This is a genomic window from Hymenobacter cellulosilyticus (genome assembly GCF_022919215.1).
Taxonomy (GTDB): domain Bacteria; phylum Bacteroidota; class Bacteroidia; order Cytophagales; family Hymenobacteraceae; genus Hymenobacter; species Hymenobacter cellulosilyticus.
In genome coordinates, this window is the sequence record NZ_CP095046.1 from 982,501 (window position 1) to 1,006,970 (window position 24,470).

Annotated in this window: 32 protein-coding genes and 1 pseudogene; 13 read left to right on the forward strand and 20 right to left on the reverse strand. The window is 60.2% G+C overall.

Going from position 1 to position 24,470, the window contains the following annotated elements; translation table 11 throughout:
* The first annotated feature begins 121 nt into the window (after window positions 1-121).
* Together MUN79_RS04850 and MUN79_RS04855 are read left to right on the forward strand one after the other, a co-directional pair.
* Window positions 122-1,156: a lysophospholipid acyltransferase family protein gene (locus MUN79_RS04850; protein ID WP_244676651.1), complete on the forward strand. Its 1,035-nt coding sequence runs from the start codon at window positions 122-124 to the stop codon at window positions 1,154-1,156.
* Window positions 1,102-1,518 (forward strand): hypothetical protein, encoded by a 417-nt coding sequence (locus MUN79_RS04855; protein ID WP_244676652.1) that lies wholly within the window; start codon window positions 1,102-1,104, stop codon window positions 1,516-1,518. The genes MUN79_RS04850 and MUN79_RS04855 overlap by 55 nt, the downstream gene beginning before the upstream one ends.
* 150 nt (window positions 1,519-1,668) lie before the next feature.
* On the opposite strand, the gene MUN79_RS04860 is transcribed toward MUN79_RS04855, so the two are convergent.
* The 7 genes from MUN79_RS04860 to MUN79_RS04885 form a co-directional block, all read right to left on the reverse strand.
* Window positions 1,669-2,163 carry a hypothetical protein gene (locus MUN79_RS04860; RefSeq protein ID WP_244676653.1) on the reverse strand — a complete coding sequence of 165 codons (495 nt, stop codon included), beginning with the start codon at window positions 2,161-2,163 and terminating at the stop codon, window positions 1,669-1,671.
* A 123-nt stretch (window positions 2,164-2,286) separates the two neighbouring features.
* Entirely contained in the window at window positions 2,287-2,874 is a 588-nt protein-coding gene (locus tag MUN79_RS04865; protein WP_244676654.1) for a metallophosphoesterase family protein, read from the reverse strand.
* Window positions 2,835-3,116, reverse strand: a complete 282-nt coding sequence (locus MUN79_RS04870; RefSeq protein WP_244676655.1) for a hypothetical protein — start codon at window positions 3,114-3,116, stop codon at window positions 2,835-2,837. Before MUN79_RS04870 ends, MUN79_RS04865 begins: the two co-directional genes overlap by 40 nt.
* A gap of 239 nt (window positions 3,117-3,355) precedes the next feature.
* Window positions 3,356-4,075 carry an NAD(P)/FAD-dependent oxidoreductase gene (locus tag MUN79_RS30620; protein ID WP_311136657.1) on the reverse strand — a complete coding sequence of 240 codons (720 nt, stop codon included), beginning with the start codon at window positions 4,073-4,075 and terminating at the stop codon, window positions 3,356-3,358.
* Window positions 4,076-4,086: 11 nt separating this feature from the next.
* Window positions 4,087-5,010 carry an FAD-dependent oxidoreductase gene (locus MUN79_RS30625; protein ID WP_311136658.1) on the reverse strand — a complete coding sequence of 308 codons (924 nt, stop codon included), beginning with the start codon at window positions 5,008-5,010 and terminating at the stop codon, window positions 4,087-4,089.
* Window positions 5,011-5,373: 363 nt separating this feature from the next.
* Window positions 5,374-6,120 (reverse strand): sensor histidine kinase, encoded by a 747-nt coding sequence (locus MUN79_RS04880; RefSeq protein ID WP_244676656.1) that lies wholly within the window; start codon window positions 6,118-6,120, stop codon window positions 5,374-5,376.
* Window positions 6,108-6,767 (reverse strand): Crp/Fnr family transcriptional regulator, encoded by a 660-nt coding sequence (locus tag MUN79_RS04885; protein WP_244676657.1) that lies wholly within the window; start codon window positions 6,765-6,767, stop codon window positions 6,108-6,110. Before MUN79_RS04885 ends, MUN79_RS04880 begins: the two co-directional genes overlap by 13 nt.
* Before the next feature lie 167 nt (window positions 6,768-6,934).
* On the opposite strand from MUN79_RS04885, the gene MUN79_RS04890 reads away from it, so the two are divergent.
* The 6 genes and pseudogenes from MUN79_RS04890 to MUN79_RS04915 all read left to right on the forward strand — a co-directional run bounded on the left by MUN79_RS04890 (window position 6,935) and on the right by MUN79_RS04915 (window position 13,874).
* Window positions 6,935-7,534, forward strand: a complete 600-nt coding sequence (locus MUN79_RS04890; protein WP_244676658.1) for a delta-60 repeat domain-containing protein — start codon at window positions 6,935-6,937, stop codon at window positions 7,532-7,534.
* Entirely contained in the window at window positions 7,440-8,795 is a 1,356-nt protein-coding gene (locus MUN79_RS04895) for a delta-60 repeat domain-containing protein (protein WP_244676659.1), read from the forward strand. Before MUN79_RS04890 ends, MUN79_RS04895 begins: the two co-directional genes overlap by 95 nt.
* Complete coding sequence (locus MUN79_RS04900; protein ID WP_244676660.1) at window positions 8,792-9,475, forward strand: T9SS type A sorting domain-containing protein; 684 nt, start codon at window positions 8,792-8,794, stop codon at window positions 9,473-9,475. Before MUN79_RS04895 ends, MUN79_RS04900 begins: the two co-directional genes overlap by 4 nt.
* 149 nt (window positions 9,476-9,624) lie before the next feature.
* Window positions 9,625-11,008 (forward strand): annotated as a pseudogene (gene radA, locus MUN79_RS04905) (DNA repair protein RadA).
* Window positions 11,009-11,244: 236 nt separating this feature from the next.
* A complete protein-coding gene (locus MUN79_RS04910; protein WP_244676661.1) occupies window positions 11,245-12,675 on the forward strand; it encodes a TlpA family protein disulfide reductase in 1,431 nt (476 codons plus the stop codon).
* 179 nt (window positions 12,676-12,854) lie between these two features.
* On the forward strand, window positions 12,855-13,874 hold the full coding sequence (locus MUN79_RS04915) for an SPASM domain-containing protein (RefSeq protein WP_244676662.1): 1,020 nt from the start codon (window positions 12,855-12,857) through the stop codon (window positions 13,872-13,874).
* A gap of 283 nt (window positions 13,875-14,157) precedes the next feature.
* On the opposite strand, the gene MUN79_RS04920 is transcribed toward MUN79_RS04915, so the two are convergent.
* From MUN79_RS04920 to ybiA, 11 genes are all read right to left on the reverse strand, one after another.
* Complete coding sequence (locus MUN79_RS04920; RefSeq protein WP_244676663.1) at window positions 14,158-15,456, reverse strand: erythromycin esterase family protein; 1,299 nt, start codon at window positions 15,454-15,456, stop codon at window positions 14,158-14,160.
* A 76-nt stretch (window positions 15,457-15,532) separates the two neighbouring features.
* The gene (locus MUN79_RS04925) at window positions 15,533-15,874 is read right to left on the reverse strand and encodes a hypothetical protein (protein WP_244676664.1); all 342 of its coding nucleotides are present in this window, start codon (window positions 15,872-15,874) and stop codon (window positions 15,533-15,535) included.
* Window positions 15,875-16,007: 133 nt separating this feature from the next.
* Window positions 16,008-16,205, reverse strand: a complete 198-nt coding sequence (locus tag MUN79_RS04930) for a FeoB-associated Cys-rich membrane protein (RefSeq protein WP_244676665.1) — start codon at window positions 16,203-16,205, stop codon at window positions 16,008-16,010.
* A 261-nt stretch (window positions 16,206-16,466) separates the two neighbouring features.
* On the reverse strand, window positions 16,467-17,279 hold the full coding sequence (locus MUN79_RS04935) for an inositol monophosphatase family protein (RefSeq protein ID WP_244676666.1): 813 nt from the start codon (window positions 17,277-17,279) through the stop codon (window positions 16,467-16,469).
* Window positions 17,280-17,316: 37 nt separating this feature from the next.
* Window positions 17,317-17,535: a hypothetical protein gene (locus MUN79_RS04940; RefSeq protein WP_244676667.1), complete on the reverse strand. Its 219-nt coding sequence runs from the start codon at window positions 17,533-17,535 to the stop codon at window positions 17,317-17,319.
* Between the two features lie 14 nt (window positions 17,536-17,549).
* A complete protein-coding gene (locus MUN79_RS04945) occupies window positions 17,550-17,894 on the reverse strand; it encodes a hypothetical protein (RefSeq protein WP_244676668.1) in 345 nt (114 codons plus the stop codon).
* Entirely contained in the window at window positions 17,891-18,739 is an 849-nt protein-coding gene (gene lnt / locus MUN79_RS04950) for an apolipoprotein N-acyltransferase (RefSeq protein ID WP_244676669.1), read from the reverse strand. Before lnt ends, MUN79_RS04945 begins: the two co-directional genes overlap by 4 nt.
* Window positions 18,649-19,539, reverse strand: a complete 891-nt coding sequence (locus MUN79_RS04955; protein WP_244676670.1) for a hypothetical protein — start codon at window positions 19,537-19,539, stop codon at window positions 18,649-18,651. Before MUN79_RS04955 ends, lnt begins: the two co-directional genes overlap by 91 nt.
* A 3-nt stretch (window positions 19,540-19,542) precedes the next feature.
* Window positions 19,543-20,241, reverse strand: a complete 699-nt coding sequence (rsmI, locus tag MUN79_RS04960; protein ID WP_244676671.1) for a 16S rRNA (cytidine(1402)-2'-O)-methyltransferase — start codon at window positions 20,239-20,241, stop codon at window positions 19,543-19,545.
* 129 nt (window positions 20,242-20,370) lie between these two features.
* Window positions 20,371-20,619: a 4a-hydroxytetrahydrobiopterin dehydratase gene (locus MUN79_RS04965; RefSeq protein WP_244676672.1), complete on the reverse strand. Its 249-nt coding sequence runs from the start codon at window positions 20,617-20,619 to the stop codon at window positions 20,371-20,373.
* An 18-nt stretch (window positions 20,620-20,637) separates the two neighbouring features.
* Complete coding sequence (ybiA, locus tag MUN79_RS04970) at window positions 20,638-21,207, reverse strand: riboflavin biosynthesis intermediates N-glycosidase (RefSeq protein ID WP_244676673.1); 570 nt, start codon at window positions 21,205-21,207, stop codon at window positions 20,638-20,640.
* A 108-nt stretch (window positions 21,208-21,315) separates the two neighbouring features.
* Here ybiA and MUN79_RS04975 point away from each other — a divergent pair, with 108 nt between their 5' ends.
* From MUN79_RS04975 to MUN79_RS04990, 4 genes are all read left to right on the forward strand, one after another.
* Entirely contained in the window at window positions 21,316-21,822 is a 507-nt protein-coding gene (locus MUN79_RS04975; RefSeq protein WP_244676674.1) for a hypothetical protein, read from the forward strand.
* A gap of 96 nt (window positions 21,823-21,918) precedes the next feature.
* Window positions 21,919-22,134 (forward strand): hypothetical protein, encoded by a 216-nt coding sequence (locus tag MUN79_RS04980; protein ID WP_244676675.1) that lies wholly within the window; start codon window positions 21,919-21,921, stop codon window positions 22,132-22,134.
* Between the two features lie 210 nt (window positions 22,135-22,344).
* Window positions 22,345-22,881 (forward strand): metallophosphoesterase family protein, encoded by a 537-nt coding sequence (locus MUN79_RS04985; RefSeq protein WP_244676676.1) that lies wholly within the window; start codon window positions 22,345-22,347, stop codon window positions 22,879-22,881.
* On the forward strand, window positions 22,857-23,042 hold the full coding sequence (locus MUN79_RS04990; RefSeq protein ID WP_244676677.1) for a hypothetical protein: 186 nt from the start codon (window positions 22,857-22,859) through the stop codon (window positions 23,040-23,042). Before MUN79_RS04985 ends, MUN79_RS04990 begins: the two co-directional genes overlap by 25 nt.
* A gap of 18 nt (window positions 23,043-23,060) precedes the next feature.
* Here the strand turns inward: MUN79_RS04990 and MUN79_RS04995 are convergent, their stop codons facing one another.
* Window positions 23,061-23,417, reverse strand: a complete 357-nt coding sequence (locus MUN79_RS04995; RefSeq protein ID WP_244676678.1) for a tetratricopeptide repeat protein — start codon at window positions 23,415-23,417, stop codon at window positions 23,061-23,063.
* An 80-nt stretch (window positions 23,418-23,497) separates the two neighbouring features.
* Between MUN79_RS04995 and MUN79_RS05000 the strand changes: the two genes are divergently transcribed.
* Window positions 23,498-23,905 (forward strand): hypothetical protein, encoded by a 408-nt coding sequence (locus MUN79_RS05000; RefSeq protein WP_244676679.1) that lies wholly within the window; start codon window positions 23,498-23,500, stop codon window positions 23,903-23,905.
* Window positions 23,906-23,916: 11 nt separating this feature from the next.
* Here the strand turns inward: MUN79_RS05000 and MUN79_RS05005 are convergent, their stop codons facing one another.
* Entirely contained in the window at window positions 23,917-24,441 is a 525-nt protein-coding gene (locus MUN79_RS05005) for a hypothetical protein (RefSeq protein WP_244676680.1), read from the reverse strand.
* Window positions 24,442-24,470 lie beyond the last annotated feature (29 nt).

Below are 24,470 nucleotides of genomic sequence, written 5' to 3' on the forward strand. Positions count from 1 at the left end.
TTTGAGAACTTAGGCAGAGCAAAATCGGGTGCTAGGGCCCGGACTTTTGACGAAACGCCGTTAGCCACGCATATCAGGCGGTTTCATTGCCCGGCTCCGGGAATTGGCCGTACTTAGGCCCATGCTCTTCTACACTGTTGTAAAGCCCGTGGTGCAGCTTGCTCTGCGCGTGTTTTTCCGTCGCCTCGAAATCCGCCACCACGAGCGGCTGGAGCACCCGGGGCCTATGCTCATCGTTTCGAACCACCCGAATACCCTTATGGACCCGTTGGTGGTGGCTGCCAACCGTCGGGAGCCTATTGCTTTTCTGGCCAAGAGCACCTTTTTCAAGAACCCAATTTCCAGGGCCATTTTCCTGTCGGGCAACTGCATTCCAATCTACCGGCGCCAGGATGCCGAAAGCGGCGACGCAGGCATCACGCCCGAGGAGCTGGCCCAGCGGAACGAGGCCGCCTTCGGGCAGTGCTATAATTACTTCGACAAGGGAGGCTCGATTCAGATTTTTCCGGAGGGCACCAGCGTAAGTGAGCGGCGGTTGCGGCCCCTCAAAACCGGGGCGGCCCGCATCAGCCTGGGAGCTGAGGCCCGTCATGACTTTAAGCTGGGGTTGCGCATCCTGCCCATTGGTATCAATTACTTCGACCCCAGCCGGTTCCGCTCCGACGTGTTTGTCAACATTGGCAAGCCCATCATGGTGGCCGACTACGCCGCCGCTTACCACGCTGACCCCGAAGCTGCTGCCGATGCGCTGACCGAGGAAATTCGGCGGCGGCTGGAGCAGCGGCTGGTCATTACCCGCGACGCGGCCGAGGATGAGCTGGTACTGCAGATTGAGCGCACTTTCGGCGAGCATCTGATTCCCGACGACGAAGAAACTCTCTACGACAACTTCCAGCTAAGCCGGGCCCTATTGGAAGCTGTACCCTACTTTGAGCAGCACGACCCGGCCCGCCTAACCCAGGTGCGCGAGCAGCTCAGCGCCTATTTGCTCGACCTGGACCGCCTGCGCCTCACCGACGAAGCATTGGAGTCGAGTAAGGGTGGGGCAAGCGCTGGGCGCGGGCTACGGTTTCGGGCATCAAGCTGGTACTGGGCTTTCCCGTGTATGTATACGGGCTCGTCAACAACTACATTCCCTACATTCTGCCGTCCATGATTGCCAAACGGGCTACCAAGGACCTGGAATTTGTGGCGCCCATCATGCTGGTTACCGGCATTCTTACCTTTGGCTTCGGCTACGCTCTGCAGATTGGCTTGGTGCATCACTTCACCCAAAACTGGCTATGGACGTTGCTTTACGCCCTGAGCCTGGCTCCCACCGGCTTTTACGCCCTGAGCTACTGGAACAACCTGCAAGCCCGCCTGCGGCGCCTGCGGGCCCTGAAGCTGTTCCGCACCAAGCGTCCGGCCATGGAGGCCTTACTCCGCCAGCGCCAATCGATTCTGAAACTGCTCAGCGAAGCCCGGGCTGCCTTCCTGGCCGCTACGGGTGCCGCTACACCGCGCCAAGTAGGGTAGAGAGCAAAAAGGAGTAACCCCAAAACGTCATGTCGACCAGCGGGAGACATCTTGCGTGCTGAGACTACTAGAGTAATCTAATTACTATTACACGCAAGATGTCTCCCGCTGGTCGACATGACGCTCTACTTATATCAAGCGACTCAGCCTTTAGAAATCGGCTTTAACTCCCAGGCCCAGTACCAGAATCTGGCCGACGCTGAGGCCTTTGGTGTTGGTGAGGTAGCTGTGCAGGTATAAGTCGTTCGTGCTCAAGTCGTAGTAGAGCGACACGGTGCGGGGCCGGCCGTTGGTCTTGGCCGGGCGCACGTAGGTTACGCGGCCTCCGGCCAAGGGGCCGTAGCGCGTATCCGACGACCACCAGTAATAGTCGCGGGTGTACTGCCCACGTTCTTCATCGTTGAGGGTGCCGTGGGTATAGCTGAAATACGCCCCCACCGACACGGGCTTTACCTGCCACTTATCGGAAATGCGCACCGTGAAGGGTGAGTACAGCAGCTTGGCCGAGGCCAGCGTGAGCGTGGAGCCAGCCAGCTTCTTGGGCACATAGCCCAACAAGATGTCGGTATCGACTTTGTCGTTGAGGTAAGAGTAGCCTGCGCCGGCCGAAATCATGCCCAGGCCGCCGGCCGTTTGTACCACCAAATGGCGCGGCCGGTACCAGGGTGAGGGTTATCAGCCGGGGAGTATCGGGCTCGGAGGCCTGAGCAAGTGAGGGAGCAAGCAGAGCCGCGGCCAGCGCAGCGGGGAAGTAGAAGCGCTGTTTCATTAGAATTTGACCTGTTTAACGCGGAATTGCTTGTCGCCCCACACGGTAACTACCATGTAGCGGCGCTCGGAAAAGGCGTCGGAGTTGACGTACCACACTCCGTCGCCGAAGGGCTGACCGATGCTGGAGCTGTGCCGGTGCCCGTTCATTTCGAATACCAGGCTTTTGGCTTCGCGCAGGGCCTGAGCATACGAGTTGCGCAGGCTAGGGTCGAAGTCCTCATCCTGCGGGGGCACGTGGGAAATAACCACCTGTCGCCGGGCCCCTTGCAGGTCACTGAGCTGCTGGTTCAGCCAGGGCATGTTGGGAATATGCCCGTCGAAGTTGTACTCGCGGCCGTTGGTATCGACGAGGATGAACTTCGTGTCGCCGTAGATAAAGGAGTAGTTCAGGGGCCCGAATATCTCCTTATAGGCTTCGCGGCCATTGCCCACTGAGTCGTGGTTGCCGATAACCGTTACGTAGGGCACTTTCAGGGTGCGCAGCTTCTCATTTACCCAGCGCATCTCTTTGGCAAACCCGAAGTCGGATATGTCGCCGGCTACTACTAGGAAGGAAATACCAGGCTGCTGGTTGACGCTGGCCACCAGGTCGTCGGCATCGTCGTAGTAGCGCTGGGAGTCGCCGGTGAAGACGAAACGCAGCGTGTCGCCGGCCGGTAAGGGGCTTGCCGCAGACGGGCCAGGTTTTTCTCGGTCAACTGCCGCTCATCCTCCGGGGCGCGGTGGTCGTTGGGACTAAACTCCAGCAGGTCGCAGCTACCTAAGGCAAAAGCAGCGGCCAGGGAGAGAAGGGAAGACTTGATTGGAAAGCGTACTGCTGGTAACATGGCCTCGGCACTATAGCGGCGGAAATACCTATTCAACTTTGAATAGGCTCGGCGCTATATACCGCTTAGGGCAGCCCTGTGTTTCCGCCTTCAAGCTCGGCATTACCCTGCCAGAAGAGGAACGTTTCCACCCATTGTCCGACTGAGGCCTGTTTTTAACCGGCAAAACCACTTTTTAGCCGACAAGCCAATTCTGTTCTTTTTCTGTGTTTCCCGAAAAAAACTGCCGAGCTGCCCTCTTACTCGTCCAGATACTGGTGCACAAACTTGATGGCCATGGACCCTTCGCCCACCGCCGAGGCTACCCGGGCCATGGCTCCGGCCCGACTGTCGCCGGCGGCGAAAATACCGGGCACGCAGGTTTCGAGCAGATAAGGCTCCCGGTTGTGCTTCCAACTGGCCGCGTAGCGCGGGTCGGCTACCAGGTCGCGGCCGGTGAGCAGAAAGCCCTTGGCGTCGCACAGGGCCAGGCTGCAAATCCACTCGGTGCTGGGCTTAGCGCCGATAAACACGAACAGGGCCCGGGCCGGACGCACTTCCCGCTGGCCGTTGTTGTCGATAACGACTTCTTCCAGATGGTCCTGCCCACGGACTTCGCGCACCTGGGTGAAGGGCAGAATCTCAATGTTGGGCGTCTGGCGAATCTGCTCAATCAGGTAGGCCGACATGGACGCGGCCAACGACTCGCCCCGAATCAGGATGAATACCCGGCGGGCGTAAGTGGCTAAGTACATAGCGGCCTGCCCGGCCGAGTTGCCGCCACCCACGATGTAGACGTCCTGCTGGTCGCAGGAGCGGGCCTCGGTACGGGCCGCGCCGTAATACACGCCCGCGCCGGTCAGGCTCTCAATGCCAGGCACTTCCAGCGTCCGGTAGCTTACGCCCATGGTCAGGACCACGGCCCGGGTCCGGATTTCACTGCCGTTGCTTAGAGTCAGCACTTTATAGCCGTCCTGCACGCAAAGGTCTACTACTTCCTGGGGGCCAGCATTTCGGCACCCAGGCGCACGGCCTGGCTCCAGGCCCGGTGGGCCAATTCGGCCCCGCTCAGGCCGGTAGGAAAGCCCAGGTAGTTTTCGATGCGGGAGCTGGTACCGGCTTGTCCGCCCGGCGACTGGCGCTCCACAATCAGGGTCTTCAGGCCCTCGGAAGCTCCGTACACGGCCGAGGCCAGTCCGGAAGGCCCGGCACCGATAACCACTACGTCGTACAGGTCCTGGGAAGCGGTGGAGGCCAGGCCCATGCGGGCAGCCACCGCCCCGCGCTCCGGCCGCGACAAAGCCGTGCCATCCTCAAAAACCACGACGGGCAGCTCCTGAGCCGTGAAGCCGGTGCTTCCCAGCAAGATCTTCGCCTCGGGGTTGGTTTCGAAATCAAGCCACTGATACGCCGCCATGTAGCCCGCCAGAAAGTCCTTGAGCTCGTGGGAGAGGGGCGACCATTGAAACCCAATCAGGCGCAGGCCCTGAAACCGGGGCTTGTACTGAGCCTGCCAAGCAGCCAGCAAATCGTGGAGGGTGGGGAAAAGCAGTTCCTGGGGCGGGTCCCAGGGCTTCATCAGGTAATGGTCGAGGCGGGCGTTGTTGATGGCCCGGATGGCCGCTTCGGTATCGGCATAGGCCGTGAGCAGCACGCGCTTGGCATCGGGGTAGATGCGGCGGGCCTGCTCCAGAAACTCCACGCCCTCCATTTCGGGCATGCGCTGGTCGGCCAGAATCAGGGCCAGGGGCTCATTGCGGGCCTTGAGCTCGTGCAACGTAGCCAAGGCCTCGGCCCCAGAGGAGGCGCGCAGCACCCGGTAGTCGCGCCGGAACTCGCTGCGCAGGTCCCGGTCAATAGCGCCCAGCACCTGGGGGTCGTCGTCGACGGCGAGTAGAACGGGTTTCTTTTCCATGGTTTTGCAGCTAGATGAAATGCCGGCGGCTTTCTTGGTTTTGTCTAAAATTCAGCTTGCTTCTAAGTCGGTTACATGGGCAGCCTTGAACGAAGCTACATCGAACCTACCCCGAACCCACCCCGAAAGTGGCTCCTAGGAGAAGTACTATTGAGCAGCAGGAAAGCACCTCATGTCCTTGCCCGCTTGCGAAGCAGTCTGCCCTCTGCGAAGGTAGTCACGCCCTTTTACCAGAAAGTCTTTTATCGTTGTTAATAGCACGAGGCTTGTTGCTAACAGGGAGAGACTTGTCACTTCAGGAAGCTCAGCACATTTCAGAGGACGGATTGCTTCGCAAGCTCGCAATGACCTACACTTACACCTTCACAACTTCACCGACCGGCAGCCAGGCGCAGAACTCGGTGTGGCCGGGCCGGGACTGGACCTCCAGCCCCCGCCGTGGTTGCGGATGATGCGCTGGGCAATATCGAGTCCCAAACCGGTGCCTTCGCCGGCCTGCTTGGTAGTGTAAAACGGCTCAAAGATATGCGGCAGCACTTCAGGCTTGATGCCGGGGCCGTTGTCGATGATAAAAACGCGCAGAAACTGGCTGTCAACCCGGGTCCGCACGGTGATTTCGCCCCCGCTGGGCAGCACGTCGATGGCGTTGTCCAGCAAGTTGGTCCACACCTGGTTCAGGCTGCTGACCTGGCCGCGGATGGCGGGCAGCTGCTCGGCGTAGTCGCGCACGAGGCGGATGTTCTTGGCCCGCAGCTGATAGCCCAGCATGTTCAGCGTACTTTCCAGCCCGGTTTTCACGTCTAGCAGGGCGTAGTCGCCGCCGCGGTCCATGTGGGAATAGGTTTTCACGTTTTGCACCAGCGTACTGATGCGGGCCCCGCTTTCCTGCACGTCGTGAATCAGGCGCAGCATGGTGAGCTGGCCTTCAAGCCAGGCAAAGGCGGCCGGCAAGGCTCCGGCCGGCAGCCCCGCGGCTACTGGCTGCAGCTCCTTAAGCGTCAGGCCGGCTTCCATCAGGCCAGCGGCCAGGCGGTAGCCATCGGGCACGCCCTGGTCTTCGAGCCAGCTGGCAATTTCGTCTTCCCGATCGGCGCACATCAGGGCCGACATAACCCCACCGGCGACTCCCCGGGCACCGACAGGGCCATCAGGGCCGCCAGGGCCTCCGGCTCGGGGCAGTGCCGCACCAGGTCGAGCAGCAGGGCCGGCTTGGCAGTGGCCCGCTCCCGCAGAGCCTGGGCACCGCGGGCAATGGCGGCCGCGGGGTTATTGAGCTCGTGGGCCAGCCCGGCCGAAAGCTTACCTAGGGCCCGCAGCTTCTCGTCGCGCTCCTGCCCGCGGGCCTCGTCGCGGGCCCGGTCGCTCATCAGGCTTACCAGGCGCTGCACCAGCTCGGGGCTGGCCTGCTCCAGCTGCGGAAACAAGTCACGATGCAGGGCATACACCACTGTTTCGCCCATGGCTATACCATACCCCTGGGCAGTACGCAGGCGGGAATAGGGCAGCACGCCGCTCACCTGGCCCGCCTCGATACGGAAAATCGGCTCCCGCTGCCCGTTGCGCACGGCGTAGTATTGCAGGCCGCCGGCCAGAATAGCCAGCATGTACTGCACCTCATCGCCGGGCTGAATCACGGGCTCATCGGGAGCATAGGCCCGCCGCTCGCCGTGGGCAATCAGCCAGTCCAGGGTTTCGGCGGGTAGGTCCACGAAGGTGGGAATAGCCAGTAAGTCGGTAGCGGTGAGGGCAGCGGGCATATGAGCTTGCATTAGGAGAAAGAAATATAGTAGAAGCGGGCTTAACAGGCGGTTTATGGCCTAGCGCCAGAGCCCGCAAAATCCTGACTACCCGAAGTAAACCATGTACAACAGGGCTGCTTACGGGCTTACCTTTGGCAATTCCTCTTTCTCTCTTATCTGACTTTATGTATCAACGTTTTACCCGAAAGGTACTAGTTGCGGCTATTCTGGGCTGGCTCGGCAGCCTTATTGGCGTGCGGGCCCAGGCGCTGGACCCTACTTTTCAGCCGACGGAGCTTCGGACTACGCCTACCTCTACCTCTGGCCAGGGCGTCAATGCCCTAGTGGTACAAGCCGACGGCAAGGTGCTGGTAGCCGGCGGCTTCGACTTCGTGAATGGGCCGCTGACGGGCAAGCTCCAGCGCCTTAATCCTGATGGCAGCACCGATCCTACCTTCAACGTAGGCGGCAGCGGCGCTAATGGCGCCATCGTGGCAGTAGTGCAGCAACTGGATGGCAAGTATATACTAGGCGGCAGCTTTACTACCTACAACGGTCAGGTGCGCCCGATGGTAGTGCGCCTCAACAACGATGGTTCTCTGGATACCAGCTTTAGCTTTGGCTCGTCGGCTTCGAGTCGGCAGATTACCAGCCTGGCCCTACAACCGGATGGGAAGATATTGGTAGGCAGTGCTCCCAGCTTTCCTGGCTTTCCCCAACGGGGGCATCGTGCGGCTGCTGCCCAGCGGAACTCTCGACCCCAGCTTCGACATCGGTACCGGTAACACCAGCGGGGGCGCAGTCTTTGCCGTTCTGGTGCAGACCGATGGCAAAATATTGCTGGGTGGAAGCTTTACCAGCTTCAACGGCCGGAGTGCGAATAGTGTAGTGCGCCTCACCAGCACCGGAGCCCTCGACCCCAGCTTTGCCCTCAACGTCATTAGCGCGGGGTTGGTGCAGGTCCTAGCCCAGCAGCCCGACGGCAAGCTGCTAATCGGCGGCGGCTTTGTGCAAACCACCGGACAGCCAAACCCGAACCTTGTCCGCCTGCTGCCCGATGGAAATGTGGACAACACCTTTCAGACTGGCTCAGGCCCCAGTGATTTTGTACGCACGCTGCTAGTAGACAATGCAGGCCGAATTCTGGTGGGAGGCCACTTCACCAGAGTTAATGGGGTGGCGCGTAACCGCTTCGCCCGGCTTATGCCCGATGGCAGTTTGGACGCTACCCTGGGAGCCGGAGCCGGGGCTAACAGCCTGGTTTTGGCGCTGGGACAAACTGCGACCGGCCAGGTCTTGGCAGCCGGCAGCTTCACCCAGTATGACGGCGTTGCCGCTGCAGAAATTGTGCGGCTGGATGCCAGCACCGGCACCCGCGACGCCGGCTTCGCCCCCCGCATCGAACCCCGCGGCTTTATCAACCAGGTCGTGCCAACCATCAATAGTCAGTTGCTGGTATCGGGCAGCTTTACGGAGTTTAATGGGCAGGCCGCCCCGGGTACGCAGAATGCTCTGCGGCGGCTCAATGCCGATGGCAGCCTGGATCCTACCTTCGCCCCGACCGTGACGGGCTCCGTGCGCAACATGCAGCCCGACGGCAGCTTCTACGTGGTGAGCATCAACCCTACTTATGCCGTGCGGCGGCTTCTGCCCACCGGCCTCGTTGATAACACCTTTACCATGCAGGCCTTTGGCCCCAGCTCCGGTGCTACCAACGTAATCCTGGTGGGCGCTACGGGTCTGCCCAATGGTAAGCTACTGGTATTCGGGCGCTTTACCACCTACGGCAGCCTAACGGGCCTCAACGGCTTGGTACGGCTCAATGCCGATGGCAGCCCCGACAACACCTTTGGGCCTACTGGTGGTACAGCGGCCCGCCGCGTAACGCAGGTACTGGTGCAGCCCAGCGGCAAGCTCATCGTAGTGTCGGATGAGCTTTCGGCAGCTTTGGCAACTGTCGTCATCCGCCTCAACGCCGATGGCACCCCGACAATACTTTCTCCGTTGGTACGGCCGCCGGGGCCGGGGCCGTGTACCGGATTATGATGCAGCCCGACGGTCGTTTGCTGGTCAGCGGCCTGGGAGCAAGCTTCAATGGGCAGCCTACGCCCTACGGCCTGACGCGCCTCACGGTCGACGGCGCAGTAGATGCCACCTATTCTGGTCTGAGTGAAGGGTACTCTCCGCTAGTAGTACAGCCCAACGGCCAGTTGCTGGCCGTCCGCAATAACGCCGCCAACGTGCTAGCCACATCGGCCGTCGTGCGCCTCAACGCTGATGGCAGCCTCGATACCAGCTTCAGCCCGGTAGCCACACCTCAGAGCTTCTTCAACGGCGACGACATCGTGACCGGGGCCGTGGTGCAGCCTGCTGACAACAAAATCCTGCTTTACGGCTCGTTCCGCTACGTGGCCGGGCAGCTGCGCATGGGTCTGGCCCGACTCACCAACACGACGCTGGCTACGCGCAACGCGTTGGCAATTCAGCCCTTGCACGCCTACCCCAACCCGGCCTACGAAGCCGTGACCGTGAAGCTGCCCGCCGCGGTGCAGGCTCGCCCAGCTTCCTTGCTCGACCTGCAGGGCCGCCCGGTGCGCACCTGGACCATACCCGCCCGGCAGGGGGAGGCATCCCTAAGCCTGGAGGCATTGCCGGCCGGCGTTTACTTGCTGCAAGTACAGGACGCGGGTGGCGTGTATCAGCAAAAGGTGATGGTTCGGCACTAATCAGCTTAGGTAGCTCAGCTTTATTAAGCCAGCCTATCAGCAGATGGGCTGGCTTTTTTATTCCGCTGCTCCAACCCGGAAAAACTCCGTTCTTGCCAAACTATTTAGCCGCCCTGCGCATTATTTAGTATTCCCTTCTACCTGTTTTCATGGCCAAGCTCAAGACTCTTTATTTCTGTCAAAAATGTGGTGCCCAGTCGGCTAAGTGGATTGGGCGCTGCCCCTCCTGCGGCGAGTGGAACACCTACGTGGAGGAGGTTATCCAGAAGGACGACACCCAGGCCGCTGGCTCCTGGAAACCGCCCACGTCGAGCCCCGGCGGCAAAACCGTCGCCAAGCCCCGCGTTATTGGCGAGATTCACTATGAGGAAGAGTCGCGCTTCGATACCAACGACGGGGAACTGAACCGGGTACTGGGCGGCGGCCTCGTACCGGGCTCGTTGGTGCTTATCGGCGGCGAACCGGGCATCGGCAAAAGCACCCTGATGCTGCAGATTGCCATGAGCCTGCAGCAGATGAAGGTGCTCTACATTTCGGGCGAGGAAAGTGAGCAGCAGATCAAGATGCGGGCCGAGCGCCTGGGCCCCAGCACCCGCAGTGCTACATCCTGACTGAAACCAACACCCAGAACATCTTCAAGCAGATTGACCAGCTCCAGCCCAACGTGGTCATCGTGGACTCTATCCAGACCCTGCACTCGGGTTGGTCGAGTCGGGGGCGGGCTCGGTAAGCCAGGTGCGGGAGTGCACGGCCGAGCTGCTCAAGTTTGCCAAAGAAACTGGCGTGCCGGTACTTATCATCGGCCACATCACCAAGGACGGCTCCATTGCCGGCCCCAAGATTCTGGAGCACATGGTGGATACCGTGCTGCAGTTTGAGGGCGACCGGCACCTGAGCTACCGGATTCTGCGCACAACCAAGAACCGGTTTGGATCAACCTCGGAGCTAGGCATTTACGAGATGCAGGGCACCGGCCTCCGGCAGGTCAGCAACCCCTCGGAGATTCTGCTCAGCCAGCGCACCGAGAGCCTGAGTGGCATGGCCATCGGGGCCACGCTGGAAGGCAACCGGCCCCTGCTGGTGGAAGTGCAGGCCCTGGTAACGCCGGCCACCTACGGCACGCCCCAGCGCTCGGCCACCGGCTTCGATGCCAAGCGCCTGAACATGCTGCTGGCCGTGCTCGAAAAGCGCAGCGGCCTGCGCCTGGGTCAGCACGACGTGTTCCTCAACATTGCCGGCGGCCTGCGCCTCGACGACCCGGCCCTGGACGTGGCCGTGTGCGCCGCGGTAGTTTCGTCCTTGAACGATTTGCCCATTCCGGGCAACGTGTGTCTGGCGGCGGAGGTAGGCTTGAGCGGGGAAATCCGGGCGGTGAGCCGGCTGGATCAGCGCCTGTCGGAAGCCGAAAAGCTGGGCTTCCGGGAAATGTACATCTCCCAGTTCAATGCCCGCGGATTAGATTTGGCCCGGTACGGAATTAGAGCTCAACCAGTAGGCCGCCTCGACGAAGTGCTCAGCGGATTGTTCGGGTAAAACCTTCAAAACCTTCGAGCTGAAGGCCCATTACGAAAAAAGCCAAAATCTGGATTGGACTTTCTCAACCCGAATACCTTATCTTCGGTATAAGAATTGGCTTTTCCCGCGAAATCCCGGTTGCGCATGGTTTATAACAATGCAGGCTGGGATAAAGCTAATTTTTAAGAATACCTAGCGCTTGATCCTCCCTACCGATGGCATATACTTTCCGTTCTTGTATACCTGGCCTGCTCGTGAGCGCGCTGCTGGTCTTACCCCTGGCGGGCAAGGCCCAAGGCACTGTAACGCTAACGGGCAAAATCAGCAGTAAAACGGCAGATACGGTAGCCGTATCCGTGCGCGAAAGTCCGCTGGACCCCAAGGAGCAGATTACGTACGCCCGGGTAGACAACCGCGGCGAGTTTCGCCTGGCCCTGAACGTGAACGGCCCTACCAAGGCCGACCTGGTGTACGGCGACGACGTAGCCAGCCTGTTTCTGGAGCCTGGCAACGCCATGGAAATCCGCTTCAAGGGCAAGGACCTCTCATCGTCGGTGAGCTTCAAGGGCAAAGGGGCGGAGGCCAACACCTACCTGGCCGAGCTGGATGAGCGGTTTGTGGAAAACGATGGATTTCAGGTATTGCCCGACAACATCAACCTGTACGAGACGCCCTTTCTTTCCTTTCTGGACTACCGGCGCAAAGAGGAAAAGAAGTTTTTTGAGAACTACGCCCAGGACAACCAGCTGAGCCCGGCCTTCAAGGAATACGCCAAGGCCGAAATAGAGTACAGCTACGCCAACGACCGGCTCACTTTCCAGGACTTGCGCGAGCAGGTGGTAGCCACCGAGGGCCGCCTGAAGATGTCGCCTACCTACTACGACTTCTTGAACGACAAAGCCCTGGTAAACAACCCGGCGGCCCTGCAGAACGAGCAGTACCAGGAGTTCCTGATCAACTACGTGCACTATCTAGCCGTTGCCAGCAACCACCAGCGCTCCGACCCCGACTTTTACCAGGTGTGCTACGATATGGCCAAAAACCAGCTCTCCGACCCCGTCCGGGCCGTTATTATGGGCCGGGTGCTGCAGGAGTCGTTCCGCTTCGGGCACGTAAAGCAGTCGGCGGCGATGCTGCAGAACTACCGCAGCATCGACACCAAGAACGAGTACTACCCCGTGCTGCAGCACGATTTTGAGACCCATAAGGCCTTTGCCATCGGCGCTCCTGCCCCAGACTTCAAGCTGATTTCCTCTACCGGCGACAGTGTGACGCTGCAAAGCCTGCGCGGCAAGCTGGTGTACATCAACTTCTGGCGCACCACCAGCGGCCTGTCGTTGCGGGACCTGCCCTACGCAGCCGAGCTGGCTAAGAAGTTCGACGGCAAGCCGATTGTATTCCTCAATGTGGCGTTGGACGAGAATGAGCCAGCCTGGAAGCAGCTGGTAATCGGCAAAAAGCTGGCGGGCACCCACGTGCGGGCTACCGGCGGCATGCGCTCAGCCATTGCCCGGGCCTATGCCATTCAGGACGTGCCGGCTTACTTCCTGCTGGCCGAGGATGGCACCTTCCTCAATACCAAGCCCAAGCGCCTGAGCAGCCGCGCCGCCGTAGACGAAATCAAGGAATCATTCGGCAAAGCTTCTACCTACAGTAGCACGCTGCCTTCGTCGGCAGGCAAATAAAGCTTCCTCTTGACACCTTTACAAAACGCCTCCCAAATTCCTGGGAGGCGTTTTTATTTGTTGACGAGCCAGGTAATACCCCGGCACTTGCGCCTGCAATCCGTCTGCTTCCTAAACTCTTTGCCGGGCATAGGGGTTAGTTGGCGCACTTCGGCTACAGTTGCCGACCTTTGCTGCGCATGGCTTCCACACTTACCGACGGTCTGAATTTTCTGAGCAAGCTCACGCCCCGCCGCGCCCTGAACACGGCGCAGGTGGTGGGCGGCTACGCCCTAAGCAAGCTCACCGGTAAAGCCCGGCACTGGGGCTTGCCACTGGCCCTAAGCTTTGAGCCTACCACCAGCTGCAACCTGCGCTGCCCAGAGTGCCCCAGCGGATTGCGCTCTTTCACGCGCCCCACCGGCATGCTGCCCGACGAGCTGTTCAAGCGCACCATCGACGAGCTGCACAAGCGCCTGTGGTACCTTATTTTCTACTTCCAGGGGGAGCCGTACCTGCATCCCAACTTCCTGGACCTGGTGAAGTATGCCGCCGACAAGGGTATTTATACCGCTACCAGCACCAATGCCCACTACCTCAACGACAACAATGCCCGTCGCACCGTGGAGTCGGGCCTCGACCGGCTGATCATCTCCTTGGACGGCACCACCCAGGAAGTGTACCAGCAATACCGGGTGGGCGGCAAGCTCGATAAGGTGCTGGAAGGCACGAAGAATATCGTGAAGTGGCGCAAGGAACTGAAGTCGAGCACCCCGCGCATCATCTTCCAGTTTCTGGTGGTGCGACCCAACGAGCACCAGATTGAAGATGCCAAGCAGTTGGCCAAAGACCTGGGCGTGGACGACGTGTGGTTTAAGACGGCCCAGATTTACGACTACCAGCAAGGCTCCCCGCTTATCCCGACCATTGACTACTACTCGCGCTACGAAAACAACAACGGCACCTGGAGCATCAAGAACAAGCTGCTGGACCACTGCTGGAAGATGTGGCACAGCTGCGTCATCACCTGGGACGGTCTGGTAGTGCCCTGCTGCTTCGACAAGGACGCGGAGTACCGCCAGGGGGACCTTAAAACCGAAACCTTCCGCCAGCTTTGGCACGGCCCCAAATACCAGCAGTTCCGAGCCTCCCTGCTCAAAGGCCGGGACCAGATAGACATGTGCCGCAACTGCACCGAAGGCACCAAGGTGTGGGGGTGAGGTGAGGTGGTGAAATAGTGAGTATGTTGTTCAGCTAACTTGTAAATAAGAGCCTGTCATTGGGAGGAGGCGCGACGAAGCAATCCGTCCTCTGAAATGTGAAGAGCGTTCTTGAGTGAAAAGCCCTTTCTCGTAACCAACGGGAAAGGGCTTTCTGGTAAAAGGCCGTTTGTCACTAGCAGAGGACGGATTGCTTCGCCCTGCTCGCAATGACAGGAAAAGTATGCGCTTTTCGCACCGTCAGCACAAAAACTCACTTCTTCACCATCTCACCATTTCACCACTATTCCGTCCAGGGGAACATGTCTGGTGGGGTGTGTTCGGCAACCTGAGTAAGGAGCGGGTGCAGGGCCTGGGTTTGGTCGATAAAGAGAAAAGCGTCGTAGCGCTCCGACATAAGAGAGGGAACGTAGTTGCCGAACTGCTCGAACTCGGGGCGGTACACGACGCCAATGGCCCGGTGCTTGAAGGTTTGCTTCTGGGCAGGAGTGCCTTTCAGCTCTGACGATAGCAGCAGCGCGTTTTCGCCCTTCAACTGGTCGTGCAAAAGGTCTTCCCAGGAACCGTTGGTAGCCCGGGGTACAGGCATTACTTCGAAGGGTGCGCCCCAACGCTTGCCAGCAATAACGCTGCCCTGATAGGAGCCGAAGCCCACGGCAAACACCTGCTCGCGCCCGTACATCTGGCGGGCCAGCTGGCCAATATTCACGGTATTGTCGCGGGCCATGTCGGTGTAGCGGGCGTCGCCGATGTGGGTGTTGTGTTCCCAGATAATGGCTTTGCTGTCGGGGCCGTGCAGGTCGAGCAGGCGGGTAAGGGTTTCCATCATGTGCCCGTCGCGCACGTTCCAGGAGGCCGAGCCCCCGCTGATCATAGCCCGATAATACCGCTCAGCATTCACGGCGACCAGGGCGTTCTGCTCGGCGGCAAAGTTGGTTTCGCGCTCTAATCCGGTGGGGGCAGTAGTGTTGCGCAGCTGCCGGCGCAGGCTTTGCAGCATGTGGGTCACCTCATCCTCGCAGTCATCCGACACGAAAGCTACGTGCTGGGCATACTCCTGCGGGTCGTCGCCGTAGGGCTCGAAGCACTGGAAAGCCTTGTGCGCGGCCGCCACGGCCCCGTCGCCCTGCTTGCTGACAAACTGTAGAATCTCCTGTAGCGACTCCCAGAGGCTGTACACATCAAGCCCGTAGAACCCGATTCGCTCGGCCAGGGGGCGCTGCTGGTTGTGCTGGTGCAGCCAGTCGATAAGGGCGGCAATTTCCCAGTTGCCCCACATCCAGGTGGGCCAGCGGTTAAAGGTTTGCAGCAACTGAGCCGCGCTACCGTAGTCGGCCTTGTCCTGCTTGATGGCGCAGTTGACCTCGAAGCAGTCGGGCCAGTCGCCTTCCACGGCTATAAACTGGAAGCCTTTCTCCTGGATGAGGCGCTTGGACAGGGCCGTGCGCCAGGTATAATACTCGTGGGTGCCGTGGGAAGCTTCACCCAGCAGCACGATGCGGGCGTCGCCGATGGCGGTGAGCACTGCGTCGAGGTCGGCGGCGGAGCGGAGCGGGTGGGTGGGCAGGGAAAAGGTCTTCACAGTTCAGGTTGGGTGGGGTGAAAACACAAAAACGCGCCTTGGCTTAGCCAAAGCGCGCTCAGTTGAGCTTAAAAGCCTATTTGTGGGCCTTTTTCAAATTTTTGCCTAGGTCTTCTACTTGCTTGAAGAACTCCAGCGAATCGGAATCAGCATAGGTACCAAAGGCCGACGAAATCGTGCCTTTCAGACCATCATTGGTTTCCAAAGCGTAAAGAATCGACATATCATCCGGGTCACTTTCGCCTTCGAAGCGGTAGAAGTCGACGATGGTTACGTCTTCGGGGCCGTAGGTTTTCTTATTTTCCGAGTTGAACGAGCACAGCCGGCCTTCCCGCACAGTGAAGTCTTCGGTAAAGCCGTCGGAGCTCAGCTTTTTCTCAACATTTATCAGCGAGCGTTCTTCTTCTTTGTCTTGCATGGTCGTAGGGGTTCGGGTTGGCAGGGCAGTGTTTAGGAATAAAAATAGGAGGGTTAAAAACAAAGCCCCCGTGCCCGCTATACGCAGCGGGCACGGGGGCAGGTTGTCCGAAGTTAAAAACGGCTAAGCGGGCCTACTTGGCCGCCGCCCGGGCCGCAGCCGTTTCGATGGTTCGCTGCAGGCGGTCCACATCGATAGTACTGCAGGCACCGCCGCAGCCCTTGGCGCAGCCGCTGGCCGTTTTCACGAAGAAGGCCCGCCAGAAGATCCGGCCCACGTAGAACGTGGCCGCCAGAAAAAGCAGGACAATGATGGTGTATTGCAGTATCATAACGTCCACAAAACTACGACGAGCGGGGAAAAGTTTAAGGATGACGTGCTGCTGGAGCTAAATGGGGAGTGTATTGTCATTGCGAGGAACGAAGCAATCCGTCCTCTACTAGTGCCAGACGTCCTTTTACCAGAAAGCCCTAAAGCCTGCTCAGGTGTTAGGGCTTTTCACTTTACAAGGCTCAGCACATTTTAGAGGACGGATTGCTTCGGCTAACGCCTCGCAATGACCCATGGGTTAGGTTAGCCTACCGACGACAGCCTACTTCCAGAACTGCCCAATGGTTTGCTGCATTTCGGCATGCACGTGGCCGTTGCTGGCTACCACCTGGCGGCCGAAAAGCGGGTCGCCGTCTTCCAGGAACTGGGTGACTTTGCCGCCGGCTTCGCGCACGAGCAGGATGCCAGCCGCCACGTCGTAGGAGTTAAGGTTGAACTCGAAGAAGCCTTCGAAGCGGCCGGCAGCTACCCAGGCCAGGTCGGCGGCGGCTGAGCCCACGCGGCGCACGCCGTGGGTGCGCTGCATAAAGGCACCCAGAATCTGCAAGTAGTCGTCGAGCTGGCCGAACTTGGTGTAAGGGAAGCCAGTGGCAATCAGGCTCTGACCCAGAGTGGCGGCGTCGGAGACGCGGATGGGCCGGTCGTTGCAGAAGGCCCCACCGCCGCGCACGGCCCGGAAGGTTTCGTCGCGGGTTACTTCATATACCACGCCGGCCGCCAGCTCCCCATTGTGGAGCAGGCCCACGCTTACGCAGTAGCAGGGCAGGCCGTGAATGAAGTTGGTGGTGCCGTCAAGCGGGTCGATAATCCAAGTGTACTCGGTATCGGTGGTGGTAGCCAGGCTGTTGCCGCCAGTGGTGCCTTCCTCGGTGATAAAGCCGGCCTCGGGCAGCAATTCCCGGAGTCCGGCCACGAGCAGGCGCTCCGCTTCCTGGTCGACGTACGACACCATGTCGTGCAACCCCTTGGTTTCCACGCGGCTTCGGTCGAAGGAGGTGGCTTCCTGGTGAATAAACTGGCCGGCACGGCGGCACACCTCGGCTAGGCCGAGGCTGAGTTGGGAAAAATCGGTCATGAGAAAGAATACTTCGGCACAGGCACCGGGTTGCGGATTAAAGCGAGGGGCGGTATTGCAGCAACAGCAGGGCTGTATACACCACAGTCACGATGATGATGATGCGGCGCAGGGTGCGGCCATTGGTGGCCCGCCAGGCCTCATCCCCGTTCTGGCGTGGCTTGCCCATCACGGTTTTGCCTTCCGTCATGCGGTAAAACCACAACATGATGGTGTAGAAAATCAGCGGCAGCAGCCACGAAGGCACGAGTTCCATGAGGTCAATAACGGTTATTCGGGCCGGAAAGCTACCCAATGACCGGCAATAAGCCGTTCAAATTGTCCCCACTGCGGGCTGCCTTCCGCCCGGCCTTGCACACGTACTGGCGCAATCCAGTCCTGCTGGCAGTGCTCGGCTATATCCGGCAGGGGCTGCCAGGAGCCGGGCCCAACGTGGTACTGGTGCGCAGCGGCAGCTTCGGCCTCCTCCACTGTTTCGTAGCACTCATCCCACTGCCCGGCGGTGTCCTGGAGCGTATCGAAGCCGAACAGGTACACGCCGTTGGCACCATCGTCATGAATCATCAGCCGCACTACTTCCGTGGTAGGCCGGGGCACCAGGGCACCTTTTCTCATGCCGGGCGGGCAACGGGCTCGGCGGCTACGGGCTGAGTGCCGAAGCGGCGGTTCAGGCTCATTACCAGCGTACCAACGAGCAGCAGCACGGCCAGCACCTGCATGCCGGGACCCAGCAGCTCGCCGTGGCGCACGTAGAAAGTCAGCTCCTCGTTGAGCTGCACGGGAAAGCGGCGGCCCGTTTGCACCCACCAACCAGTTTGGCTGCGAATACGGCCTTTCTGGTCAATGAAGGCGGAAATACCGGTGTTGGCGGAGCGGGCAATGTCACGGCGGGTCTCGATGGCGCGCAGCGTGGCGTACTGCAAATGCTGGTTGTGGCCGGGCGAGTCGCTCCACCACCCGTCGTTCGTGATAATGCCGATAAGCGTGGCTCCGTTCTTAATATATTGGTTGACAAAGTCGCCGTACACCGACTCGTAGCAGATGACCGGGGCCACGCGCAAGGTGGAGTCGGCGGCGGCCATGCGGTACACGGTGCGCTCCTTCTGGCTGCCCAGCCCGCCGGCCGTGCCGCCCAGGTCGATGGTAGCAGCCTTCACCCAGTTGGGCACGCCTTCCACGCCCGGCACCAAGCGCGACTTATGGTAGAAGCTAGCCTTGCCCGTGGCGCTGGGGAAGTGCACGGCCGTGTTGAAGAAGTCGTAGTAGCCCAGGTCGTCGCGGAAGCGGGCCGTTTCACTGGCCGTTTCCTTGCTGGGGTAGGCCACCACGCTGGTCACCCCGGTGATGAGCTCTACGCCGGGGTGCAAACTCAGAAACTGGCGCACCCGCTGCACCTTGGGGTAGGTTTCGAAGTTGGACTCCCAGTACGGCTCATCCAGGGCCGTTTCGGGCCAAAGCACCAGGCGGGTCTGGGGGTGAGTTGCTTTTCGGTGAGCTGAATCAGGCGGGTGAGCTGCTCTTCGTAGGAAATGAAGTTGGCCGTGCCCTCAAACTTTTCCTGAAAGGGGTCCACGTTGGGCTGAATGACCAGCACTTCTACCTGCTTACCTTTTTCCTGGTAGGTTTCCCCAATCAGGAAGGACAGGCCGATGGGCAACACGGTAGCCAGCACGGGTGCAGCCCAGCGGCGCAGGGGCGCGGCTGGCCGGGCCGTTTCGGACTTGGAACCCAGCCCAAACAAGGCCTTGAACACCAAGATATTGACTACCCACATCCAGAGGGAGCCGCCGAGGAAGCCGGTGTACTCGTACCACTGAATCAGCTCATTGGCCTGGGCAAATCCGTTGCCGAGCGTCAGCCAGGGCCAGGTGAAGTCCCAGTGCAGGTGGAGCTGCTCGAAGGCAATCCAGTAGATGGGCAGGGAAATGTAGCCCAGCACCGGGCCGGCCAGCCGCTTGGTGTGGTAGAAGGCCATGGTGGGCAGGCACATCAGCAAAGAGTTGAGCACCACGGCCGTAACGCCGCCGCCCACCGTGCTGTAGCTCACCCAGTAGGTCACAAACAGGTTCCAGAGCACCAGCGTGAGGTAGGTGTAGCGAAATACCTTCCAGCCGCTGCTGCCCTGCTGCACCAACACCTGCTCCATGCGCAGATACGGCACCCAGGCAATGAGCAGCAACAGGGCCAACGGGGCCGGATGCACCGGCCAGCCCGTCCACAACAATGCCGCGGTGAGCAGGGCCAAGCCGGCCGGCCCCACGTACTATTCCCGATTTCCTTGAATGACGACAACGATTTCTCCTTTAATGGTCTGACGGCCCGCGAAGTCAGCGGCCAGCTCGGCCAGCGTCCCGTTCACGGTTTCTTCGAATAACTTGGTGAGCTCCCGGCTCACGGAGCCCAGCCGCTCGGGCCCGAAAGCTTCCGAAAGCTGCTCCAGCGTCTTGACGATGCGGTGGGGCGACTCGTAAAAAATCATGGTGCGGGTTTCCTGCTGCAGTTCCCGGATGCGGGTCTGGCGGCCTTTCTTCACGGGCAAAAAACCTTCGAAGGTGAACCGCTCGGCTCCGAAGCCCGACTTGAGCAAGGCTGGCACGAAGGCCGTGGCCCCGGGCAGGCATTCCACCTTCAGGCCCTTGGCCAGGCACTCGCGCACCAACAAAAAGCCGGGGTCAGAAATTCCGGGGGTGCCGGCATCCGATACCAGGGCCATTTTCTCGCCTTTTTCGAGCCGGTCGAGCACGCGCTGCACGGTCTGGTGCTCGTTGTGCAGGTGGTAGCTGAGCATAGGCTTTTTCAACCCCAGATGCTGCATGAGCCGGCCGCTGGTGCGGGTATCCTCGGCCAGCACCACATCCACCTCGCCCAGAATCCGGATGGCCCGCAGGGTAATATCCTCCAGGTTGCCGATGGGCGTGGGCACGAGGTACAGAACAGTAGGCGTTTCAGACGAGTCAGACATAAGGGCAAAGGTAGCAGGCGCAGGCGCTACTGGCTACGGCCCAGTTAAAGTCAATCTCGCAGCTACTCATAGCTTCACGGCGGTACCCTGCTTCATCTTACCGGTTACCCTGCCTATGAATGCAGCAGCTTACGCCACCCCGTACCGAGCGGCTACAGCATCAATAGCGTCGGCTAGTCGGTGGTCCCGTTTGGTGACGGTGTTGCCCGCGTCGTGGGTACGGAGGCGGAACTCGACCCAGCTGTACTCATTGGCCCACCAGGGGTGATGGTCGAGGCGCTCGGCTTCGGCGGCTACTTCGGTCATAAAGGCCCAGGCGGTTTTGAAGTCCGCAAACTGAAAGCGGCGAGTCAGGCTGTTGTCGTGTTCGGTCCACATGGCGGTTGTTTTAGGGGTTTAGTCGGCAAGCTGGTCGCGCACTTCCATCAGGGCAAAGCCCAGCAGGTTGAGTCCGCGCCAGGTGCTGGGGTCGGCGGCAGCGGGGTGGTCCTGGACCAGGCCGATACCCCAGATGGTATCCACAGGGCTGGCTTCTACCAGAATCTGACTACCTGTGCCAACCAGAAACTTTCGCAGCTCGGGGTGCTGGCTGAACTTGGCCAGGTTGCCGCGCACAACAATGGCGAAGCGGGCGGCCAGCCAGGCGGCTTCGTCAAAGTTTTTGATCTGGCGGCCCAGCTTTTTGGCATCATTAGGGTGCTTGGCCGTGATAATAGCGGCCCGGGTGGCTTCGTCCTGAAACAGGCGGGCTTTTTCGGCCATCATATAATGCTCGGCAGTGGGGTACACGTACCCATCCAGCTCGAAAGCAGCCGGGTACCACTGGCTGAAGCACTCCTTGCCCAGGCTGTCGGCCTTGGCGGTGTGGCCCCAGAAGTAGAGGTAGTGACCAAGCTGGCCTGCGGCAAGGGCGGCTTGTAGGCTGCTTAAGTCGCGAATGGGGGCGGGGAAGGCGGAATTTGTCATAGCGGCCGCAGTTTACACCGGTTTGCCCTAGCACCTAGCAAAACCCTATTCAAAAAAACCTAGTACACTTCTCTACCACCCTATCAACCTAACCCACAACCGACCCCCATGGCTATTGATCCAAATAACCGCCCTGTGCGGGTGATAAACGAAGACACGACCAACGAGGAGTTTGAAGCCGGCCACATTATTCCGGACGCTGACCCACCGAAAAATGAAGCGGCCCGCGGGGGCTTCGGCAACCGCGACGGCAAAGAAGGCTTCGGTACCGACAGTGGCTCGGGCATCACGGCTGTTTCGGTAAATGAAGACGCCGACAAGCCCGGCCACGTGCCCGACAACATGCTGCTGGCCGACCAGGGCGCCGACCAGCGTCCCAACCAGGACCTGCCCTCGGAAGAGGACATGGATGAGCGCCGCGTAGCACCGCCCATCGATGAGCTGGAAGCTGACGACCAGCGCCCCGGCCGCGACGAAATGCAGAACCCCAACTCCCGCGTGGGCATGGGCCAGATGGAACAGATTCAGCCCGACCCGTCCAAGGTCGGTGCTTCCACCCAGACCAACGCCGAGCTAACCGACCCCAACGCCACCGATACGGCTATTGACCAATAAGGCAGCGGGGCGGCGGCTAGCCACGTGGCCGCCCCGCTGTTTGTTGGTTTGTTTTTTCTATTGCATTGTCTTTCACCCTGAAACCAGAAGAACGCCATGCCTTACAAGAGCAATAACACCAACCATCAGTCCAAGGAAAACCACGGCAGCCCTACCCAGAGTGAGCTGCCCAAAGGCACTGGCGACCTGCCCGTAAATCTGCGGGACGACGAGACGGAAGAGCGCCTGGCGCAGGAAGCCCAGGACGCGCCCCAGCGCCACCCCAACCGCAACCTCGAAAAGCCCGACCTCGACAAGCCTCCGTATAGCTAGGTTTGTCTGATAATCAGTATGAGTACCAAGCGCCCAGTTTCCGACTACATATCGGAGGCCGGGCGCTTGTGTGTTCTATATAGGCAGCCGATAAAAAGAACTGAAGCAAGAGCCTGAAAGCGGGGAGAAGTGCGGCCGGCAAACCGCTGGGCCTAGCGGCTTCGTATAGTAGCATCCGAGTCTACTTTCCGGGCAGATCAATTATCTTATATGGCCCGCTACGTCACTACTGATATTCACGGTTGTCTGCACACCTTCCGGCATCTGATAGAGAAAGTACTCGATTTACAGCCGGCTGATGAGCTCTACCTGCTGGGCGACTACGTGAACAAAGGCCCCGACAGCCGCGGGGTGCTCGACTACCTGATGGATCTGCCCCGGCGCGGTTACCAGGTGCAGTGCCTGCGCGGCAACCACGACCAGGAACTACTCGACGCGGCCCGGGGTCGGACGCACCTGTCCTGGGCTTCCCAGGCCGACCGGAGCATGACGCTCAAGAGCTTCGATATAACAGATTGCACGGCCATTCCTGAACCCTACTTGGCGTGGCTGGAAACGCTGCCTTACGAGCTAGATATACCGGGCTTTACGCTGGTGCACGCCGGCTACGATTTTCGTTTGCCCCCGAGAAGATGCGCACCGACTGGCACACGATGCTCAACATCAAGCAGTTCACCTTCGATGCTTCCCGATTGCAGGGCCGCCGGCTGCTGCACGGGCATGTGCCCACCCCGACGGCTCAGGTGAAGCACCAGGTAAAAAAGAGGCTGGGCTCAATTGGACTGGATGCGGGCTGCGTGTACCGGCACAACCCCGAGCTTTCCCACCTAGCTGTGCTGGAGCTGGATTCGTTTAAGCTCACGCTGCAGCCCAATATCGAGCCGCCGTACTTTATTATGCACCGCTAAGCGGCTCTGCTACCCGGCTTACTCTTCTTCCCGCAGCACGTCGTTGCGCAGCACCTTCTGGGCAGCCCGGCGGTAGGGGTTGAGCGAGTCCACGGCTACTTCGCGGAAGGTAGCCCGGGCCTCGGGCCACTGCTTGGCCGCCCAGTGCGCCACAGCCAAATGGTATCGGGCCTTGCGCGACAGTGCCGAGCCCGGCTGCTGAAGCACGCGGCGCAGGTAGGGCCGGGCCGCCCGACCGTCGCCCTGGCTAAGCAGGAAAATGCCGTTGTAATACAGCATGGTGTCGGCCCCAAGGTTGTCGGTGGGTACGCGGCGCAAGGCGTGCAGGGCGGCCGGGTAATGCCCCTGCCGGTACTGCTCCATGGCTTCGGCCAACAGGGGCGGGGCTCATCCTCGGTAGCTGACGGCGGCAGGCCGGGGTCGGCTACGTAATAGGTGCTCCAGGCATTATCGGTGTGCCGGCTGCCGGGCCGCAGCAAAAACCAGAGCCCGAGCAGCACCACTACCAGAACGGTGAAGACGGTGCCCCAGCGGGTTTGGGCCCGGCGCTGCCGCCGCTTGATGCGCACCAAAGCCGTCTGCCGCTGGTCGAGGCGACGGTCGAGGGAAAGCAGGCGGTGGCGCAAAGTTTCGTGGCCGGCCACCCAGCGCAGGTCGGCCGTTACCTGCTCAAACGCCTGGTAGGCTTCCCGCAGAACCGGGTCGTGCTGCAGGCGCTCCTCAAAGGCGTCCTGCTCGACAGTCGTCATTTGGCCATCGGCAAAGCGTTCCAGCTCATCCAAAAACGGGCGCAGCTCAGCGGGCGACATCATGCAGGTTTATTCGAAAGAGAAGCAGAGGAAATAACAATAGCAGGGCACTAAGCTACGCAGAATCAGACGGTGGCAGCCGAGGCGCCATCTTCCTCAATGGCCCGGGCGCGCAGCTCAATGAGTTTGCGCAGGCAATTAGCTTTCTGCAGGCGGGCTACGGTAGCGTTGGCGAAGCCCATCTTGCCGGCTACTTTCTCGAAGTTGTAGCCCCGGAAGTAGAAGTACATAAGCACCTGCTGACAGTCGGTGCCGAGCTGGGTGAATACCCGGAGCAGCTGCTGGCGGCGGCCGGCTTCCACTTTAGGCAGCTCGGCGGTGGTTTTCTGGGCCTGAATATGCTCCTGGGCCATGCCGTAGAGGTAGTTGCGCAGATCGGGTGGCAGCTTGGTTACCCGGCCATCGATTACCTGGTCGTAAAAGTCAACCAGCACGCTGCGCAGCAGCTCGTGGGCCGCGGCGGGCTCAAGCTGGTGCTGGCGGCGGGCCCAACGGGCAAAATGGTCCCGCTGCTCTTCGTAAAACGTAATCAGAAACGACTGATTGCCCATCCGCAGATGGGTCAGGGCTTCGGCCAGAGGCTGGTTCATGCTTCAAGTAACAACTAACGGATGACAAT